Source organism: Aquabacterium sp., assembly GCF_016195855.1.
Taxonomy (GTDB): domain Bacteria; phylum Pseudomonadota; class Gammaproteobacteria; order Burkholderiales; family Burkholderiaceae_C; genus Aquabacterium.
This window is the reverse complement of record NZ_JACPYU010000016.1, coordinates 69,094-87,219: the sequence shown is the minus strand read 5'-3', so window position 1 is coordinate 87,219 and position 18,126 is coordinate 69,094. Positions and strand designations below refer to the sequence as shown.

15 protein-coding genes are annotated in these 18,126 nt (G+C 63.9%); 7 read left to right on the top strand and 8 right to left on the bottom strand.

The window, feature by feature from the left end:
* The first annotated feature begins 3 nt into the window (after positions 1-3).
* The 3 genes from HY019_RS13780 (at position 4) to hslU (ending at position 3,750) form a co-directional block, all read left to right on the top strand.
* Entirely contained in the window at positions 4-1,764 is a 1,761-nt protein-coding gene (locus HY019_RS13780) for an STAS domain-containing protein (RefSeq protein WP_290693032.1), read from the top strand.
* Positions 1,765-1,863: 99 nt separating this feature from the next.
* Positions 1,864-2,412 (top strand): ATP-dependent protease subunit HslV, encoded by a 549-nt coding sequence (gene hslV / locus HY019_RS13775; protein ID WP_290693030.1) that lies wholly within the window; start codon positions 1,864-1,866, stop codon positions 2,410-2,412.
* Positions 2,413-2,418: 6 nt separating this feature from the next.
* The gene (gene hslU, locus HY019_RS13770; protein WP_290693028.1) at positions 2,419-3,750 is read left to right on the top strand and encodes an ATP-dependent protease ATPase subunit HslU; all 1,332 of its coding nucleotides are present in this window, start codon (positions 2,419-2,421) and stop codon (positions 3,748-3,750) included.
* 16 nt (positions 3,751-3,766) lie between these two features.
* On the opposite strand, the gene HY019_RS13765 is transcribed toward hslU, so the two are convergent.
* Positions 3,767-4,558, bottom strand: a complete 792-nt coding sequence (locus HY019_RS13765) for a type III pantothenate kinase (RefSeq protein ID WP_290693026.1) — start codon at positions 4,556-4,558, stop codon at positions 3,767-3,769.
* 240 nt (positions 4,559-4,798) lie between these two features.
* Here HY019_RS13765 and HY019_RS13760 point away from each other — a divergent pair, with 240 nt between their 5' ends.
* Positions 4,799-5,380, top strand: coding sequence for a chalcone isomerase family protein (locus HY019_RS13760; RefSeq protein ID WP_290693024.1), 582 nt, complete (start codon positions 4,799-4,801; stop codon positions 5,378-5,380).
* A 113-nt stretch (positions 5,381-5,493) separates the two neighbouring features.
* A complete protein-coding gene (locus HY019_RS13755) occupies positions 5,494-6,336 on the top strand; it encodes an HDOD domain-containing protein (RefSeq protein WP_290693022.1) in 843 nt (280 codons plus the stop codon).
* Positions 6,337-6,344: 8 nt separating this feature from the next.
* On the opposite strand, the gene HY019_RS13750 is transcribed toward HY019_RS13755, so the two are convergent.
* The 4 genes from HY019_RS13750 to HY019_RS13735 are packed head-to-tail and all read right to left on the bottom strand — an operon-like array spanning position 6,345 to position 9,430.
* Positions 6,345-7,304, bottom strand: a complete 960-nt coding sequence (locus HY019_RS13750; protein ID WP_290693020.1) for a S49 family peptidase — start codon at positions 7,302-7,304, stop codon at positions 6,345-6,347.
* Positions 7,305-7,354: 50 nt separating this feature from the next.
* Complete coding sequence (locus HY019_RS13745; protein ID WP_290693018.1) at positions 7,355-7,732, bottom strand: Rieske 2Fe-2S domain-containing protein; 378 nt, start codon at positions 7,730-7,732, stop codon at positions 7,355-7,357.
* The gene (locus tag HY019_RS13740) at positions 7,725-8,405 is read right to left on the bottom strand and encodes an HAD-IA family hydrolase (protein ID WP_290693016.1); all 681 of its coding nucleotides are present in this window, start codon (positions 8,403-8,405) and stop codon (positions 7,725-7,727) included. The genes HY019_RS13745 and HY019_RS13740 overlap by 8 nt, the downstream gene beginning before the upstream one ends.
* A gap of 29 nt (positions 8,406-8,434) precedes the next feature.
* The gene (locus tag HY019_RS13735) at positions 8,435-9,430 is read right to left on the bottom strand and encodes an RluA family pseudouridine synthase (RefSeq protein WP_290693014.1); all 996 of its coding nucleotides are present in this window, start codon (positions 9,428-9,430) and stop codon (positions 8,435-8,437) included.
* An 883-nt stretch (positions 9,431-10,313) separates the two neighbouring features.
* Here HY019_RS13735 and HY019_RS13730 point away from each other — a divergent pair.
* Together HY019_RS13730 and HY019_RS13725 are read left to right on the top strand one after the other, a co-directional pair.
* Positions 10,314-13,268 (top strand): Rne/Rng family ribonuclease, encoded by a 2,955-nt coding sequence (locus HY019_RS13730; RefSeq protein WP_290693013.1) that lies wholly within the window; start codon positions 10,314-10,316, stop codon positions 13,266-13,268.
* Positions 13,269-13,411: 143 nt separating this feature from the next.
* Complete coding sequence (locus HY019_RS13725; RefSeq protein ID WP_290693011.1) at positions 13,412-15,298, top strand: AMP-dependent synthetase/ligase; 1,887 nt, start codon at positions 13,412-13,414, stop codon at positions 15,296-15,298.
* Positions 15,299-15,369: 71 nt separating this feature from the next.
* Here HY019_RS13725 and nagZ read toward each other — a convergent pair whose 3' ends face one another.
* From nagZ to recO, 3 genes are read right to left on the bottom strand one after another with little or no spacing between them, the layout of a single operon-like run.
* Complete coding sequence (gene nagZ, locus HY019_RS13720; protein WP_290693009.1) at positions 15,370-16,497, bottom strand: beta-N-acetylhexosaminidase; 1,128 nt, start codon at positions 16,495-16,497, stop codon at positions 15,370-15,372.
* Between the two features lie 18 nt (positions 16,498-16,515).
* Complete coding sequence (locus HY019_RS13715; RefSeq protein WP_290693007.1) at positions 16,516-17,349, bottom strand: pyridoxine 5'-phosphate synthase; 834 nt, start codon at positions 17,347-17,349, stop codon at positions 16,516-16,518.
* Positions 17,346-18,119: a DNA repair protein RecO gene (gene recO, locus HY019_RS13710; RefSeq protein ID WP_290693005.1), complete on the bottom strand. Its 774-nt coding sequence runs from the start codon at positions 18,117-18,119 to the stop codon at positions 17,346-17,348. The genes HY019_RS13715 and recO overlap by 4 nt, the downstream gene beginning before the upstream one ends.
* Positions 18,120-18,126 lie beyond the last annotated feature (7 nt).

The window sequence follows — 18,126 nt, the reverse complement described above, 5'->3', positions numbered from 1 at the left end:
TTCATGAGCAAGGAATCGGGCGGTTTCCTGCGCAAGGTTGCGCGCTTCGTTGCCAATCCGACCACGGATTGGACGGAGCTTGACGCGCCCAGCGCCGGAAGCGGCGAAAGCGAATACGCCAAGACCGAAATCAAGGCGATGATCGAGCGCAAGCGGCGCAACGACTTCGTGCGCAAGCGCGAACTTGACATGCTGCGCAAGATCCGCCGCGAGGGTCTCAGCCCGGATAACGCGCTGGCCTTGAGCAGCCCGTCCAACATGGACCCGGACTCGCGCCCCCAGAGCAGCAGCACCCGCTCTGATGCGGCCGTCAAGGCCAAGATCGACGAAATCGAATTGCAGATGGTGGGCGGCTCAGGCCGGCCGCCCGTGCTGCAGCCAGCTGCGCAACCGTCCATGCCCGGACGCTTGATCGACCCGGCCACCACGGCACCCAACACCCTGACGGTGCCTGCCGCTTTGCGCTACGACGACGACGAAGAGCCCCCGCAAATTTCCCAAGAGGTGCTGGACATGGCGCGGTCTTCTGCGCCGCGCATGTCGGCGGCCGCCCCCGCCTCGGTCAACGGTGGCCTGCACGGCAACCTGGATGTGCACGTTGTTGAAGTCGCGCACGATCCGGAGCTTGATGAGGCCGTCATCGCTTTTGCCAACGCCGATTTCGACCAGTGCGAGCGCTGCCTGCTTGACCTGGTTCAGCCCGGCGCGCAGCGGCATGACCAACCCGAAACATGGCTGGTCCTGTTCGATCTCTACCGCACGCTGGATCTGCAGCAGAAATTCGACAACCTGGCCGTGTCCTTTGCGCAGAAGTTCGGTGTATCGGCCCCTCAGTGGTATTCGCTGCCGCAAAAAGTGGCGGCCTTCCTGGCTCGCCGGGAAAAAGCCAAGCCGACGCCGGCAGAAGACCTGCAGCTTGCCGCTGCTGAAGCCCACGTCAACACCGAACCCCTGCCGCTGGACGCCCTCCCCTCCGCCCGCCTTGAGGGCTGGGTTGCGCCCGACCTGATCGACTCCGAAGCCACGGCCCGTTTGCGCATCGAGGTGCTGCAGATGCCGCGCCCCTGGATCATGGACTGGACGCAGGTGGAAACCGTGACCCCGGAGGGCGCCGGGCAATTGGTGCAACTGATGCGCCTGTGGGCTCGCGAGAGCCAGGAGCTGATCTGGATTGGCGCCTCCCACCTGCTGGATGTGCTGGGTGAGGCCTCGCCCTCGGGCGTCAAGGACGCCGACCCTGCTTACTGGATGCTGAGGCTGGAGATCCTCCGCCTGTGCAACCTGCCCGTTCAGTTCGACGAAGTGGCCATTGATTACTGCGTCACCTACGAACTGTCTCCGCCCTCATGGGAACACGCCGTCTGTCGCGTGCGCGAGCAGACCGATGCCGTCCAGGCACACACCCGCCCGCTCTCACATGTTAGTGAGATCACAACCAGTTTCGTCGAATCCCAACTGCAGGACGATGAGATCGAGTTCATTCAGGTTGCCGCGCTGAACCTGTCCGGCCAGCTCGTGGGCGACATCGGCCAGACCTTGAGCCAACTGGACGACCAACTCAGCGCCAGCGTGACCCTGGAAATCGACTGCGAACACCTGTTGCGCGTGGACTTCATCGCTGCAGGCGACCTGTTGAACTGGGTGCTGGCCCGCCGTGCGGAAGACCGCCAGGTGGTGTTCCTCAACCCTCACCGGCTCATCGCCTTGTTCTTTGGTGCCATGGGCATCAACGAGCACGCCAAAGTCAAACTGCAGACAGTCTGACGCTGGCGCCGTCTGCGCTGGCACATTCGACCCCTTGAAACCGGTGGCCTTGCCCCAAACTGCCGCTACTTCGTGCCTATGCACTTCTCACGTAGCGTCATGGACTCCTATCACGGCACCACCATCGTCAGCGTCCGCCGCCAGACACCGAATGGCTGGCAGGTTGCCATGGGCGGCGACGGCCAGGTTACCCTGGGCCACATCGTCGTCAAAGCCTCGGCCCGCAAGGTACGCAAACTCTACCGGGATCAGGTGCTGGCAGGCTTTGCGGGCGCCACAGCCGACGCCTTCACCCTGTTCGAGCGCTTCGAGGCCAAGCTGGAAAAGCACCAGGGCAACCTGACACGCGCCGCCGTCGAGTTGACGCGCGACTGGCGCACCGACCGCGTGCTGCGCAAACTGGAAGCCATGCTGGCCGTGGCCGATCGCGAAACCTCCCTGATCATCACCGGCAATGGCGACGTGCTGGAGCCCGAACACGGCATCATCGCCATCGGGTCGGGTGGCGCCTATGCCCAGGCCGCCGCGCGCGCCCTGGCCGCCAACACCGATCTGCCCGCCACAGACATGGTCAAGAAGTCGCTGGAGATCGCGGGCGACCTGTGCATCTACACGAACCAGAACCACACCATCGTATCGCTGGACTGAACCACCATGAGCATGACCCCACAAGACATCGTCACCGAACTGGACCGCCACATCGTCGGCCAGCGCGACGCCAAACGTGCCGTGGCCATTGCCTTGCGCAACCGCTGGCGTCGCCAGCAGGTCGACGAGAAACTGCGCAGCGAGATCACACCCAAGAACATCCTGATGATCGGCCCCACAGGCGTGGGCAAAACCGAGATCGCGCGCCGCCTGGCCAAACTGGCCGATGCCCCCTTCATCAAGGTCGAAGCCACCAAGTTCACCGAAGTGGGCTATGTGGGCAAGGATGTCGACACCATCATCCGGGACCTGGTCGAGACCGCCGTCAAGCAGGAGCGCGCGCACCAGATGCAGACTCAGCGCGTCAAGGCTGAAGAGGCTGCAGAAGAGCGCCTGCTGGATGTGCTGGTGCCCCCGCCTCGCTCGGAGTTCGGCATCACCCAGACGCCCCCGGCCGACAACACCGCGCGCCAGGTCATGCGCAAACGCCTGCGCGAAGGCACGCTGGACGACCGGGACATCGAGATCGAGCTGTCAGAAACCAAAACACCGACGGTCGAGATCATGAGCCCTGCCGGCATGGAAGACATGGCCGAGCAATTGCGCGGCATGTTCTCCCAACTGGGGCAGAACAAGCGCAAAGCCTGCAAGGTGACGGTAGCTGAAGCACGCGCACAGCTGATCGAGGAAGAAGCCGTCAAGCTGCTCAACGACGAGGACATCAAGTCCCGCGCATTGGAGCGCGCAGAGCAGAACGGCATCGTGTTCATCGACGAGATCGACAAGGTCGCCAGCCGCGCCGAGGGACAAGGCGCGGAGGTCTCCCGCCAGGGGGTGCAGCGCGATCTGCTGCCACTGGTGGAGGGCACCACCGTCAACACCAAATATGGCATGGTCAAGACCGACCACATCCTGTTCATCGCGTCCGGCGCGTTTCACCTGAGCCGCCCAAGCGACCTCATCCCCGAACTCCAAGGACGCTTTCCCATCCGCGTGGAGCTGTCGTCGCTGTCGGTGGACGACTTCGAGGCCATCCTCACGCAGCCCACAGCCAGCCTGATCAAGCAGTATCAAGCTCTGCTGTCTGCAGAAGGCGTGGCGCTGGACTTCACGCCCGACGCCATCCGCCGGCTCGCGCAGATCGCCTTCGAGGTCAATGAGCGCACCGAGAACATTGGTGCACGCCGCCTGTCGACCGTGATGGAGCGCCTGCTGGACGAGTTGTCCTTCAACGCGCCCGACATGCAGGGGCAGGCGCACACGGTGGACGCGGACGAGGTGGACCGCCGCCTGGGCGAACTCGCTCGCAACGAGGATCTGTCGCGCTTCATCCTGTGAAGCCGCGCTGACGGCCTCAGGGTTGCGCTGGCGGTGTCGACGCGTTCGCCGCCAGCGTCAACAGCCCCTCGAAGATGAGGTTCTCGACCACGCGGATCGGCAACTCATCCACATGGGACAGGCGGGTCACCGCCCCGCCGGACATGATCAGCAGCGGCTCACGGCCGCACTGGACACGCAAACGACGCAGGCTGCGCTCAATGGCGCCGGCAATGGCATCGGTGCCACCGCTCATCAGCGCATCGCTGGTATTGGTGGGGAAGTCTCTCACCTCACCCGTGGGCACTTTCAGGCCCGCGGTGCCGCTTTCCAGCGCGCGGTACATCAGGCCAAAGCCGGGCAGGATCAAGCCACCCAGGAAACGGCCGGCCTGATCGACGGCATCAACCGTCACAGCCGTGCCCACCATGACGGCCAGCACCGGGGGCGGATCGGCAGGGTCTTGCTGCAAGGCACGCTGGCGGGCACCAATGATGGCCGCCCAACGGTCGGAGCCCAGACGCTGGGGATGCTCGTAACCGTTCACCACGCCAGCCGCACGGGCACTGGAGGACAGCCAGTGGGGCGCCAGGCCCCAGCCTTCGATCAGCTGCTCTTCGACACGCTTCTTGATGGCCTCACCGGCCACCACACAACCGAGCATGCCTTGGGGCTTGTGCATCAGGTTCTTCCAGTGCAGCTCCCAGAGGTAGTCGATGTCTTCCAGGACCACCGCACCGTGCGCCAGCAACTCGGCGCCAGGGGCCGGATGAGCATACAGGCCCCATTTCAGGCGGGTGTTACCAATATCGATGACCAAAAAAGACATGCGCAATCTCGTTCGCGAGGAACACCCCGGCCTTTGATGGGTAGGCATTGTCGCTGCAATACGCGGCCACCGCCGTTGCCGCAGTGCAGCAATAAAGCCACGACGGCGAAACAATTACCTATTGAGGGGGGACAAGTCAGCGGTCAGTTCAGATATTGTGCGATCCAAAACGCGGCAGCCACCGAACCTGGATGGCTTGCGCGTCACAAGATTGCCCTGTTCGAAGCATTGGAGAACGCCATGAAGTCCATCACACGCAAACTGGTTTTGTCCGTCGCCCTGGCCGCGACCTTGCCCGCGTGGGCTGCCATCGAGATCAAGGGCGCCAAGTTCAGCGACACCTACCAGCTCGCCAACCAGGCCTTGCAACTCAATGGTGCGGGCGTGCGCGTGAAGATCGTGGTCGACGTCTACGCGGCGGGGCTGTACGTCCCCCACAAGGAGCACAACGCCGCCGCGCTCATCAGCCAGCCAGGCCCCAAAAGCATGCAGATCGTGCTGCTGCGTGACCTGACGGGCGAGGATTTCGCCGACGCCATGGTCAAGGGCTTCAAGAAGAACAACAGCGATGCAGACGTCGCGAAGTACCAGGCCAAGCTGGATGAAATCCGCACGCTGATGATGGGTTTTGGCCAGGTCAAGAAAGGCACGTCGATCCACATCGACAACACCCCCGGGGCGGGCACGCGTGTGCTGGTCGACGGTGTCCAGAAGGGCCCCGACATGGCCGGTGACGATTTTTATGCCGCCCTGCTGCGCATCTGGCTGGGTAACTCCCCGGTGGACTCCGACCTCAAGGAAGCCCTGATCGGCTCAAAGTAAGTAATTGTTACGCGACCGATGTGACGTAATCGGCATGTTCGCGGGCAAGCCCGGCTTGCCAAATCCAGACAATGTGTCGATAAGGGGATCATGAGTACTGGGTTAACCCGACCATGATCGAATCTGCCCTGCCTTCTTTGCGCGCGTGGGTCGATGCCATGAGCAGCATCGAGATCCCGGTGTTGCCTGGCTCCGTTGCCGAGTTGAGCCAACTGCGCGTCATCGAGGAGACCAAGGGCACGGTGGATGCGCACACCCTGGCCGAAAGCCTGTCCAGCGATCCGCTGATGACGCTCAAGGTGCTGGTTCATGTCTCCCGCTACTGCACCCGCCTGAGCGTCGAGCCCCCAGAGACCATGGTGGGCGCCATCGTGATGCAGGGGATCACGCCCTTCTTCAAAGCCTTCGAGCAGGTGCCCACCATCCTGGAATGGCTGCGCGAACAGCCCGAGGCCTTGAGTGGCCTGATCAAGGTCATCACCCGCTCGCGACGGGCCGCGCACTTTGCCATGGGCTTTGCCTTGCGCCGCCAGGACGAGGACGCCGCGGTGATCCAGGAGGCGGCGCTGCTGCACGACTTTGCCGAAATGATGCTCTGGTGTCACGCACCGAAGCTGGCGCTGGAGATTGCCAACCGTCTCAAGGCTGACTACACCATGCGCTCGGCCGATGTTCAGCAAGAGGTGCTGGGCATTCACCTGGCGGACTTGTCCCAGGATCTGATGCGGCTTTGGCAACTGCCTTATCTGCTGATCCGCTGTACGGATGACCGCAATGCCACCGACCCCAAGATCCGCAGCGTGATGCTGGGTGTGCGCATTGCCCGCCACACGCAGTATGGCTGGGACGACCCGCATGCGCAGGCCGCCATGCCCGACGACGTGGCCGACGTGGCCAAGCTGCTCAACCTGTCCAATGAATCAGCCTACCGTCTGCTGGTCGGCATGGACAGTTGACACCAGGGTCAGTGGATGCTGACCGATGAGCGCATGGACTGAACGGCACCGGCACCAAAAGCCGCACCGAAACGCTTGGCCAGACGTTCGGCCAGGTTTTCCTTCTGGGTGTAGTCGATGATGTCTTCGGCCTTGACCACGTCACGCGCGATTTCGTCCAGGCTGCCCAGTTTGTCGGCCAGGCCCAGCTCCACCGCCTTCTGACCATTCCAGAACAGGCCTGAGAATGTCTCTGGCGACTCCTTCAGGCGCTTGCCGCGCCCTTCGCGCACCACACCGATAAATTGCTGATGGATCTGGTCCAGCATGGCTTGGGCGAACTCCTCATGGCGTGGGTTGCGCGGAGAGAAGGGGTCCAGCATGCCCTTGTTCGTGCCAGCGGTCATCAGGCGGCGCTCCACCCCCACCTTGTCCATGATGCCGGTGAAGCCAAAACCATCCATCAGCACGCCAATCGACCCCACCATCGAGGCCTTGTCCACGAAGATCTGGTCGGCCGACACGGCAATGTAGTAGGCCGCAGAAGCGCACATTTCCTCGCACACGGCGTAGACCTTCTTCTTGTGCAGGGCCTTCAGGCGCCGCACCTCGTCGTTGACGAGACCTGCCTGCACAGGGCTCCCCCCCGGCGAGTTGATCCGCAACACGACTGCTTGCGCACCCGCATCCTCGAAGGCACTGCGCAGCGCGGCCAGCAGGTTGTCGGCATTGGCTTCGGTATCCGCGGCGATCTCGCCCCGGATTTCAACCAGTGCCGTGTGGGGCGAAGACTGGGACTTGGCCGAGGGCACGTTCTGCAGCGTGGCCCAGATCATGCTGAACGCCACGCCGATCCAGACGATGCGCCAGAACCAGCGCCAACGCTTCTCACGCCGCTGCTGGTCCAGATAGGCCTGCGCAAACTGGTTCAGCAGGGCATTGCTGGTCGCGGACAGGTTGTCCGACGAGGAGGGGTCGACAGCGCTCATGAAAGGGCTCGGTTGATTGAATGGGGCGGGGCTGAATCAGGCTGATGCGATCAGAACAAGGGCTGAAAGCGTTCGGAAGGATACCAATAGACCTGGCCGTTCTCTTCGCGCACTTCGATGGCCGCCAGATGGGCGCCATGGCAAGGCCCGCTGACGCACAAGCCATTGGGTGGGTCATACAGGGCGCCGTGCACGGAACAGATGATGAAGCGCTTGTCAATGTCCCAGAACTTGCCAGGCTGCCAGTCCATCTCGGCGGGAATGTGCGCGCAGCGGTTCAGGTAGGCCACGGCCACATTGTCGAAGCGAACCGCAAAGGCCGGGGCGGTCTCGCCCCACTCGGACACCTCAAAAGTCACGGCATCACCGCATTCCTGCAGCGCGGCGGAGTCGCACAAATACTGCGGCTCCAGATTCAACTCAGGCATGTTGGCTTAACCAGTCGTGCAGTTCGGTCATCGAGTGAGCCACAAAGCGGGTGGGGTAATCGGCAAAAGCGGCAGGTTCGTGCGCCCCGAAGCTGACGGCCACGCTGTGTGTGCCGGCATTGACGGCCAGTTGCAAGTCATGCGTGGTGTCGCCAATCATCAGTGTGCGGGCTGGGTCGACACCAAATTCGGCGATGAGTTCCTGCAGCATGCGCGGGTGCGGCTTGGAAAACGTCTCGTCTGCCGTGCGGGAGCTGTCGAACAGGCCGCTGAGCTCGACGTGGGCCAGGGCCTCGTCCAGCCCCTGACGTGTCTTGCCGGTGGCCACGGCCAGCCAGTGGTTGCGCGCCTTCAGCGTGGCCAGCAAAGGCAACACGCCTTCAAAGAGGCTCAACTCATGTTGACGCTGGAAGTAATGGTGGCGGTAACGCAGGCCCAGTTCAGGCACGCGCTCTGGCGGCAAGGTGGGCGCCACATGGGCCAGGGCGTCGTGCAAGCCCAGGCCGATCACGTAGGCCGCCTCGGAGCGCGCCGGCACGGGCAAGCCCAGGTCCTCGCAGGCGGACTGGATGCAGCGCACGATCAGCGCGGTCGAGTCATACAAGGTGCCGTCCCAGTCGAACACGACGAGGTCATAGGCACGTGGACGCAGTCCGTTGTCGGTGGGGTTCAAGCAAGCTCCTGTGTAGCCAAGCATCCACTTTACTGGGCGCGCGATGACACCGCACTCAGTGCGGACAGCAGCGTGTCGCATTCAGGCGGCAAAGGCGCCTCCAGCACGATGTCTTCGCCGGTGTGCGGATGCGGCAGGCGCAGGTAGCGTGCGTGCAGGAACATGCGCTCGAAACGGCCGTCATCCAGCTTGCGCCGGTCCACGCCCGGAATGGACTGGTCCCCTGCCCCTCGGGCCAGCGCCTTGTTGAGCGTGAAGTCACCGTATTTGTCATCGCCGACGATGGCATGCCCTTCGTGCGACAGGTGCACGCGGATCTGGTGGGTGCGGCCCGTCTTGATGGTCACGTCCAGCAGGCTGAAGCCCTCGAAACGCTGCATCACCTTGACCAGCGTGATCGAGCGGCGACCTTCATCGTCGTCACCCTTGACGGCCTTGACCCGGCGCTCGCCCTCGGCGGTCAGGAATTTGTGCAAGGCCACGTCAATGACCTTCTTGCGATCCGGCCAGTCACCGATCACCAGGGCGGCATAGGTTTTGTGGGCCTGACGGTGGCGGAAGAAATCCTGCAGGGTGACCAGGGCGCTGCGCTTCTTGGCGATCAGCAAGATGCCCGAGGTTTCCTTGTCCAGCCGGTGCACCAACTCCAGGAACTTGGCCTGCGGCCTGGCGCGGCGCAATTGTTCGATCACGCCAAAGCTTACCCCGCTGCCACCGTGCACGGCCACGCCGGCCGGTTTGTTGATGGCCAGCAGGTAGTCGTCCTCGAACAGCACCGGGAATTCGCGCGCCGGCACGGCTGCGGCCTTGGCCTCGTCTTTTTCAGCCAGGCGCAGCGGTGGCACGCGCACGTTGTCACCCATCGCCAGCTTGGTGTCGGCCCCCGCCCTGCCCTTGTTCACCCGCACCTCGCCACTGCGGATGATGCGGTAGACCAGGGTCTTGGGCGCGCCTTTGAGCACCTTGATGAGGAAGTTGTCCAGGCGCTGCCCTGCTCCGCCTTCGTCCACCACGATGTGCTGCACTTGCGCTACAGGGGCAAGCGGGCTCGCCGCTGGCGCGACCGGCTGCGCAGGGGATGTTCGGGCGACAGACACCCCTGTTGGGGGCTTGACCTTGCTGGTCAGCTGTGTTTTCGCGGCTATTTTGGAGCGGCGGGGTGCGGATTTCGCACCTATAATGGGCTGAGCCACGTTGTGAAATGTTTGTTTGTTGATATGGCTTGTGCTTGTGTCAACAGCAACAAATAGGCAAAGCCAGATTCCATTTTACCTTTTGAGCGGGTTTGGCGGCGCTGCATGACAAGGCCCGGCGGGGTGTCCCGCCACTTTGATGGTGATGCAGCACGTGCTGCCCACCGGAGAAAACCACCCAAGGTGTGGTTTTGCCAGTGGTCTGCATGTGTCAGAGCCAACGTTGAAAGAACCACGATTCAAGGTTTATTGGATTCCAGCGCAGCGCATGGTTGCAAACCGATCTGCATTCCGCTGGTATCTGTGTCGAGTGACTGCCCACGTGTCCCGCCTCATCAGATCCTCCACCCGAGCCGCCCGTCAGCAGGCCGCCTCCCGCATGCCACAACGTGCATGGGAAGCCGGCAGTCTGCGCTGTGCCGTGTCGGGGCTGCGATTTGATGGCGCCCCTTCCCCCGCCTCATTGACCCGGCTGATTGCGCCAGATGCGCATCGTTGTGCCGGTGTGGGGTGGCGGCAGGCCCGTGTCCAAGTCTCGGCGCGCGCGCCCCTGCTGAAAGAACGCCTCTCGCGTCACTGACAGCCACGGCAATTCCTTTAAGGTTCCACATCGTTGCTCGTGCATGAATGCTGCCACCGCCCGCAAGGGAGGTGGTGAGTGGAGGCTTTTCCGGCGCCATCCCGGCGGGGCCTCGATACGATCTGTGGAGACCACATGAAGCGCATGCTGATCAACGCCACGCAGCCGGAAGAACGGCGCCTGGCCATTGTTGACGGACAGAAACTGCTCGACTTCGAAACCGAAATCGAAGGGCGCGAACAGCGCAAGGGCAATATCTACAAGGCCGTCGTTACCCGAGTCGAGCCCTCCCTGGAAGCCTGCTTCGTCGATTACGGCGAAGAGCGTCACGGCTTTTTGCCGTTCAAGGAAATCTCGCGCCAGTATTTCAAGGAAGGCGTTGAAGTCCGTTCCGCCCGCATCCAGGACGTGATCAAGGAAGGGCAGGAACTGCTCGTCCAGGTCGAAAAGGAAGAGCGCGGCAACAAGGGCGCCGCCCTGACCACCTTCGTCTCTCTGGCTGGCCGTTATCTGGTCCTGATGCCCAACAACCCCCGTGGCGGTGGCGTGAGCCGTCGCATCGAGGGTGATGAGCGTGAGGAGCTGAAAGAGGCCATGGATCAGCTCGAGTACCCCAAGGGTATGAGCCTGATCGCCCGCACGGCTGGTATCGGCCGCACCGCTGCCGAGCTGCAGTGGGACCTGAACTACATGCTCAAGCTGTGGACGGCCATTGACGAGGCATCCACCGCCGGCAAGGGCGCCTACCTGATCTATCAGGAATCGTCGCTGGTGATCCGCGCCATCCGCGATTACTTCACCTCCGACATCGGCGAGATCCTGATCGACACGGACGACATCTACGAGCAGGCGAACCAGTTCATGCTGCACGTGATGCCGGACCAGGCCAATCGCGTCAAACGCTATCGCGACGATGCAGCCCTGTTCTCGCGCTTCCAGATCGAGCACCAGATCGAAACGGCCTTCAGCCGCACAGTGAACCTGCCTTCCGGCGGCGCCATCGTGATCGACCACACCGAGGCACTGGTGGCGGTGGACGTGAACTCGGCGCGCGCCACCCGTGGCAGCGACATCGAGGAAACCGCCTTCCGCACCAACCTGGAAGCGGCCGACGAAATCGCCCGCCAGATGCGCCTGCGCGACCTGGGTGGCCTGATCGTCATGGACTTCATCGACATGGAGGAGTCCAAGAACCGCCGCGAGGTCGAGCAACGTCTGCGTGACGCCCTGCGCTTTGACCGCGCCCGTGTGCAGTTCAGCTCGATCAGCAAGTTCGGCCTGCTGGAGATGTCGCGTCAACGCCTGCGCCCCGCACTGAGCGAAGGCAGCCACATCACCTGCCCGCGCTGCAACGGCACCGGCCACATCCGCGACACCGAATCCTCGGCGCTGCAGATCCTGCGCATCATCCAGGAAGAGTCCATGAAGGACAACACGGCTGCCGTGCACGTTCAAGTGCCGGTGGAAGTGACCTCCTTCCTGCTCAACGAGAAGCGCACCGAGATCACCAAGATCGAACTCAAGCAGCGCGTGACCGTGCTGCTGGTGCCCAACAAGCACCTCGACACGCCGAACTACAAGCTGGAACGCCTGCGCCACGACGATCCGCGCCTGGAAAACATCCAGGCCAGCTACTCGATGATCGAGGAGCCGGACGACGAAGTGGGCATCACCCGCCGCGAAAAGGCCAAGCCCAAGCAGGAGCCGGTGATCAAGGGCGTGCTGCCCGATCAGCCCGCGCCCGTGGCACCGCCCAAGCCCGAGCACGATGTGCCCGCCGTGGCGGCCGCACCGATGGCTGCACCGCCTGCCCCTGCCCCGATTGCCCCCGCATCGTCTGGCGGTTTCTTTGGCTGGATCAAGCGCCTGTTCGGCGGCGAGGCACCTGCACCGGTGCTTGCCCCCGCGCCTGTGGCCGCACCCGTGGCCCCCGCACAGGAAGAGTCCAAGGAAGGCGGCAAGGGCCAAGGCCGTGGCCGTCGTGACGGACAACGCCGTGGCGAACGCAGTGAACGTGGAGAACGTGGTGGCGAGCGCAATGGTGAGCGCCGCGAGCGAGGTGACCGCGCCGACAAGGGCGAGCGCAGCGAGAACCGCGAAGGCGGCCGTGGCCGTCGCAAGGAACGTGAAGAGCGCCCCCAACTGGCTGAAGGTGCGGAAGCCCGCACCGAAGAAGGCGGCAACCGTGGCGAAGGCCGCCGTGGTCGTGGTGGTCGAGGTGGCGAGCGCAACGGTGAACGTCCGGTGATCAACCGGGAAGCGATTGCCGCTGAAGCCGCAGCCATTGGCCAGGCCACCGCTGCCGGCGCCCAGGACGTGGAAGTTGCTGGCAACACACCCGCAGCCGAAGGCGAACAGCGCGAGGGCGGCCGTCGTCGTCGTCGTGGTGGCCGTGGTCGCGGTGAACGCGAAGAAGGCCAGAACCTGGTGGAAGGCACGGACGGTGCGGAAAGCACAGCCCAGGCTGATGCCGAAGCCGCCAATGCCAAGCCCGCCGACAACGCCGCGGCCCAAGGCGACGAAACTGGCGTCGAAGGTGAAGGCCAGGAAGGTGCCCGTCGTCGTCGCGGCCGTGACCGCGTCCGCCGTGACCGCAGCGAAGGTGGCGAGAACGCAGACAACGCCGGCCAGCCAAGCGAAACGGCATTTGCAGACACGCTGCCCAACGCCGAAGCCGCTTCTGCGCTGTCGATGCCCTTGCCGACCCCGGTCGTGGCAGATACTGGCACATTCAGCCTCGCACCAGCGTCTGAAGCCCCTGTCGAGACACCGGCAGCCGCGCCTGTGGTTGTTGCCCAGGCGGCTGCAGCCCCGGTGGTGGCCGCACAGGAAGCCAAGCCTGCGCCCGCTCCCTTCGTGCTGCCCATGGGCGAGTTGCAGTCCATTGCCCAATCGGCTGGCCTGGAATGGGTGAACTCCGACGCGGAGAAGATCCGCATCGTGCAGGAAGCCATCGCCAGCGAACCCAAGCCCGTGCATGTGCCCCGCGAGCGCAAGCCCGCCGTGGTGCTGGACGAAGGCCCGCTGATCCTGGTCGAGACCCGCAAGGACCTCAACCAGATCACGTTGCCCTTTGAAAACGCAGCCTGATCAGGCTACCCCCCAAAAAACCCGGCCTCGCGCCGGGTTTTTTCATGCCCGCAGGAAATCCATGAGGGTTTCACCTTAACGCCAATGTGTTGACGCATACGTCAAGCATGCCATCTAATCTTCGGACTATCTTGGAGATCGGCATGCCTACCCTTTCCTCAGCGACGCACGCACGCTCCTGGCCCTCACAGACCCCATCCACCAGCGAGCAGACCGACGTGGACACGACATTCGCAGACTTCATTGCCCCACCCGTCAAGCTGTTTGAAACAGCCGCCAATCTGGCTGGCAGGCCGGCCTACTGGGTCAGGGGCGAGCACAGCTGGCAGGCCACCAGTTGGCAGGACTACGCACAGCAGGTCAAGCAAGCTGCCCGTGCCTTGCTGTCGCTGGGTGTCGAGCGCGGCGATGCCGTCGCCATCCTCAGCTTCAATCGGCCGCAATGGGCGATCACGGCGTATGCCGCCATGAGCATCGGGGCCATTCCGGTGGGCATCTACTGGACCAGCTCCACCGCCGACATCGAATACATCCTCAATCACTGCAAGGCCCCTGTGCTGGTGATCGAAGACGCCGACCGCTTCGCGCGGCTTCAGGCCTGCGCGCTGAACCTGACGCACCTGCGCACGGTCGTGCAGCTCGATGGCACGCCGCAAGCCATGTCCACCTGCCAGACCCTGCCCTGGCAGGACTTCATGCTGCAGGGCCTGTCTGCGCAGGCGTCAGAGCAGGATCTGGTCATCAACAAGCGGTTGTCGGCCATCCAGGCCGAGGACACCGCCACGCTCATCTACACGTCCGGGACCACGGGCCCGTCCAAGGCGGTCGTGCTCAGCCATGGCAACCTCTGGTGGGTGGCCGATTCGCTGGGCAAGCTCTTCCATGCAGATGAGGACGACCGCATGCTGTCCTACCTGCCGCTGGCCCACATCGCCGAGCAAATGGGCACCATGCACAACCAGGTGTACGCGGGCTTTGCCGTGTACTTTGCCAAGAGCATCGAGCAACTGGGCGAGCACCTCAAGGAGGTCAAGCCCACCGTGTTCTTCGGTGTGCCCCGTGTGTGGGAAAAGATGCAGGCCGCCATCGAGGCCAAGCTGCAGCAGGCCACGGGCGTGAAGGCCAAACTGGCCACCTGGGCCATGGCGGTGGGGCAACGCTGGAACGAGCTGGACATGGCCGGCCAACGCCCCGGGCTCTGGCTGGATCTGCAGAAGTCGCTGGCCCACAAGCTGATCTACCGGAAGGTCCAGGAGGCGCTGGGCTTTGATCAGGCCCGCATGCTCAGCACGGGTGCGGCCCCTATCGCGCCAGAGAGCCTGAAGTTCTTCCATGGGCTCAACATCCTGGTGCGGGAGCTGTATGGGCAGTCCGAAGCCTGCGGCCCATCCACCCTGAGCCTGCCGGGCTCCACGCGCGTTGGCACGGTGGGCAAGCCCTTGCCCGGCACCGATGTGCGCGTGGCCGAAGACGGTGAACTGCTGATCCGGGGCCCGCACATTTTCAAGGGCTATATGGGGCAACCCACGGCCACCGCCGAAACCATCGTGGATGGCTGGCTGCTGACAGGTGACCTGGGGCGGTTGGACGCCGATGGTTACGTCTACATCACCGGGCGCAAGAAGGACCTGATCATCACCTCAGGGGGCAAGAACATTTCGCCCGCCAACATTGAGGCCGCCTTGATGGACAGCCACCTGATCGAATACGCCGTAGTGTGCGGGGACGGCCGCAACTACCTGACGGCCCTGCTGACGCTGGAAGCGCAAGGCCTGGCCGACTTTGCCAAGGCCCACGGCCTCACCCAGGGGCCCGACCTGCACCAGCACCCCAAGGTACAAGAGGCGCTGCAACACGCAGTGGACCACGTCAACGAACAGCAGGCGCGCGTGGCGCAGATCCGCAAGTTCGCGGTCTTGACCCAGCCCTTCAGCATCGAGGGCGGCGAGCTCACGCCCACGCTCAAGGTCAAACGCAAAGTGGTGCTGGAGCGCCAGCACGCCTTGATCCAGTCGCTTTACGCGAACTGAATCGAGCACACCCGATCAAACTGGCTGACGCAGGCTGCTTGGTGAGGCCTTGGTGAGGCCCTCATAAAGCCTTAGCGAGGCAGCCTGGACAAGGCATGGTGGTACATCGGCGCGTGCATCAACTCGTCCCAGGTCAACGGCGCGGTCTGGGGCAGCAGATCCAGGCGGCGTGCCTCGCTGTCGGGGCTGGCCAACCATTCACCACGGGCCAGCGAACCGCTCAGGCCATCCAGCAGCTCGTCGACAGGTTCACCACCGTTGAGCGACTGGTTGCACAGCAGCACCATGTCGCAACCCGCATTGAGCGCCGCGATCGCCCCCTGGGTATGGTTGCCGGCCACGCTGGCGCCTTCCATGCTGAGGTCATCGCTGAAGATCGCGCCGGTGAAGCCCATCTGCGCGCGCAGGATGTCCTGCAGCCACTTGCGCGAAAAGCCGGCCGGCGCCGTGTCCACCTTCGGGTAGATCACGTGGGCCGGCATCACGCTGGTCAGCGAGGTGCTCAGCCACTCATAGGGCTTGGCATCGTCCGCCAGGATGGCTTTGAGGCTGCGCTTGTCAACAGGCACATCCACATGCGAGTCGGCCTTCACGAAACCATGCCCCGGGAAGTGCTTGCCACAGTTGGCCATGCCGGCCAGCAGCAGGCCATGCATGACGCTCTTGGCCAGCACCGACACCACGCGCGGATCACGGTGGAAGGCCCGGTCACCGATGACACCGCTTTCGCCCCAATCCAGGTCCAGCACCGGGGTGAACGTCAGGTCGACGCCACAGGCGCGCAACTCACTGGCCAGCACGTAGCCGCAGGCCGTGGCCGCATCGGTCGCCACCATGGCACCAGCGCCCTCACCGCCCTTGCCATCGCTCATCCACATCTCGCCCAGGCTGCGCATGGTGGGCACATGGGTGAAGCCATCGGTGCGAAAGCGCTGCACGCGGCCACCTTCGTGGTCCACGCAGATCAGCACGTCCGGGCGAATGGACTTGATCTCGGTACACAGTGCCGTCAGTTGCGCACGGTTGGCCCAGTTGCGCGCAAACAGGATCAGGCCGCCTGTGAGCGGGTGGGTCAGGCGCCTGCGGTCGTCGTCATTGAGGCTCAGGCCCGCGATGTCCAGCACCACCGGCGCGTGGGCGATGGCTTCCGGCGCTGGCGCGCTTGACTTGGCCTGGCTGTTTTTGCTTTTGTTGCTCATGAGATAGCTAAGTTTGAATCAGTTGGAAGATGCCTGGCGGCGGGCAATCACGGCCTCGGCCTTGAAGTCGGCGATGGCCTCACGCAGGCCCACGAAGAGCGCATGCCCCATCAGCGCATGGCCAATGTGCAACTCGCTGACGTCCGGCAAGGCGGCCACCAGGGCCGTGCTGCTGGCCTGACCAGGCTTGACCAGCTCGTCACCCACAGGCAGGTTCTGCGTCAAGGCCAGACCGTGGCCTGCGTGTGTGCGCAAGCCCAGGCTGCGGCCCAGCTTCAGGCCGGCTTTGAGGCGGCCCAGCTCGTGGGCCAGCAAGGCGGCATCACCGTCCCACCAGGCATTGGCCAAGGCCCCCGTGTGCAACTCGACGCAGGGTGCCCCCACTTCGGCTGCGGCCTGGATCTGAGCGGGGTCAGCACCGATGAACAGCGAGACGCGGCAACCCGCCCTGGCCAGACGCTGGCAGGCGTCCTGCATGCGGCTGCGCTGCCCCAGCACGTCCAGCCCGCCTTCCGTGGTGATCTCCTGACGGCGCTCGGGCACCAGGCAGACATGCTCGGGCGCCGTGCGCTCGATGATGTCCAGCATCTCGTCAGTCACGGCCGCCTCGAAGTTCAGGGGCACGGGCACGTGGGCCTTCAGGCGCTGCACGTCTTCATCACGGATGTGGCGACGGTCTTCGCGCAGGTGAAAGGTGATGATGTCGGCACCAGCCTCGACCGCCAGCAAGGCGGCGGCAACGGGGTCGGGAAAGCGCCCGCCACGCGCGTTGCGCACCGTGGCGATGTGGTCGATGTTGACACCCAGCAAAGGTGCATCCACGGCGGTCAGTTGAGAGCCAGAGTAGGTCATGGTTGTTGAAGCTCCATCATGAGCTGGCGCGTGCGCAGCGTCTGGGAACCGAGATGATAGTGAATCAAGGTGCGCAACAGGGCTTTGAGCTCACTCAATGCAGGCATGCAGGCCGCCATCAGCGTGGGAATGCCATCCGAAAGCGACAAGGCGTGTTCGATCGACATCAGCACCTGCCCATCCAGCACCACCGGGCCGGCTCCCGGCTCGCCCAGCCACAAGGCCTCGCGCACCCCCAGGTCAGGGTGCAGTTCATAAGGCTTGCCCTCCACCACAGCCCGGTTGTCGACGGTCTGCACCGAAAGCTGCGGCAGATGGCCCAGGTGCCGCAGCAAGGTCAGCTCGAAGGCCCGCAACGCGGCCTGCAGCAGTGCCGGGTCACCCATGGCGTGCAAGGTCTGCGCATAGGCGTCAAACAGAGCGGGATGCGGGTCGTGACGCACCATCAGGCGCATCAGCAGCTCATTGAGGTAAAAGCCTGGCAGCAAGGCGGCACCACCCGGCCACGCCGGGCCACCGGCCCATTCGGCCTGACGCAACAGCCAGACTTCGGCGTCTTCAGAGCGCTTGACGCCGAAAACCAGCGACAGACGCTGAAACGGCATCAACACCGGGCGCAACTGCGAGTAAGGCCGCTTGGCCCCTTTGGCCACAGCCACCACGCGCCCATGCTCACGCGTGAACAGGTCCAGGATCAGACTGGACTCACTCCAGTCGTGGCTGTGCAGCACATACGCTGTCACCCCAGGACGTTGAGACGCGCGCGCCACGTGCCAC

Bases quoted from the DNA above. Each gene is read 5' to 3' on its own strand.
- HY019_RS13780 (WP_290693032.1), top strand. From the start codon at position 4: ATGAGCAAGGAATCGGGCGGTTTCCTGCGCAAGGTTGCGCGCTTCGTT.
- hslV (WP_290693030.1), top strand. From the start codon at position 1,864: ATGGACTCCTATCACGGCACCACCATCGTCAGCGTCCGCCGCCAGACA.
- hslU (WP_290693028.1), top strand. From the start codon at position 2,419: ATGAGCATGACCCCACAAGACATCGTCACCGAACTGGACCGCCACATC.
- HY019_RS13765 (WP_290693026.1), bottom strand. From the start codon at position 4,558: ATGTCTTTTTTGGTCATCGATATTGGTAACACCCGCCTGAAATGGGGC.
- HY019_RS13760 (WP_290693024.1), top strand. From the start codon at position 4,799: ATGAAGTCCATCACACGCAAACTGGTTTTGTCCGTCGCCCTGGCCGCG.
- HY019_RS13755 (WP_290693022.1), top strand. From the start codon at position 5,494: ATGATCGAATCTGCCCTGCCTTCTTTGCGCGCGTGGGTCGATGCCATG.
- HY019_RS13750 (WP_290693020.1), bottom strand. From the start codon at position 7,304: ATGAGCGCTGTCGACCCCTCCTCGTCGGACAACCTGTCCGCGACCAGC.
- HY019_RS13745 (WP_290693018.1), bottom strand. From the start codon at position 7,732: ATGCCTGAGTTGAATCTGGAGCCGCAGTATTTGTGCGACTCCGCCGCG.
- HY019_RS13730 (WP_290693013.1), top strand. From the start codon at position 10,314: ATGAAGCGCATGCTGATCAACGCCACGCAGCCGGAAGAACGGCGCCTG.
- HY019_RS13725 (WP_290693011.1), top strand. From the start codon at position 13,412: ATGCCTACCCTTTCCTCAGCGACGCACGCACGCTCCTGGCCCTCACAG.
- nagZ (WP_290693009.1), bottom strand. From the start codon at position 16,497: ATGAGCAACAAAAGCAAAAACAGCCAGGCCAAGTCAAGCGCGCCAGCG.
- HY019_RS13715 (WP_290693007.1), bottom strand. From the start codon at position 17,349: ATGACCTACTCTGGCTCTCAACTGACCGCCGTGGATGCACCTTTGCTG.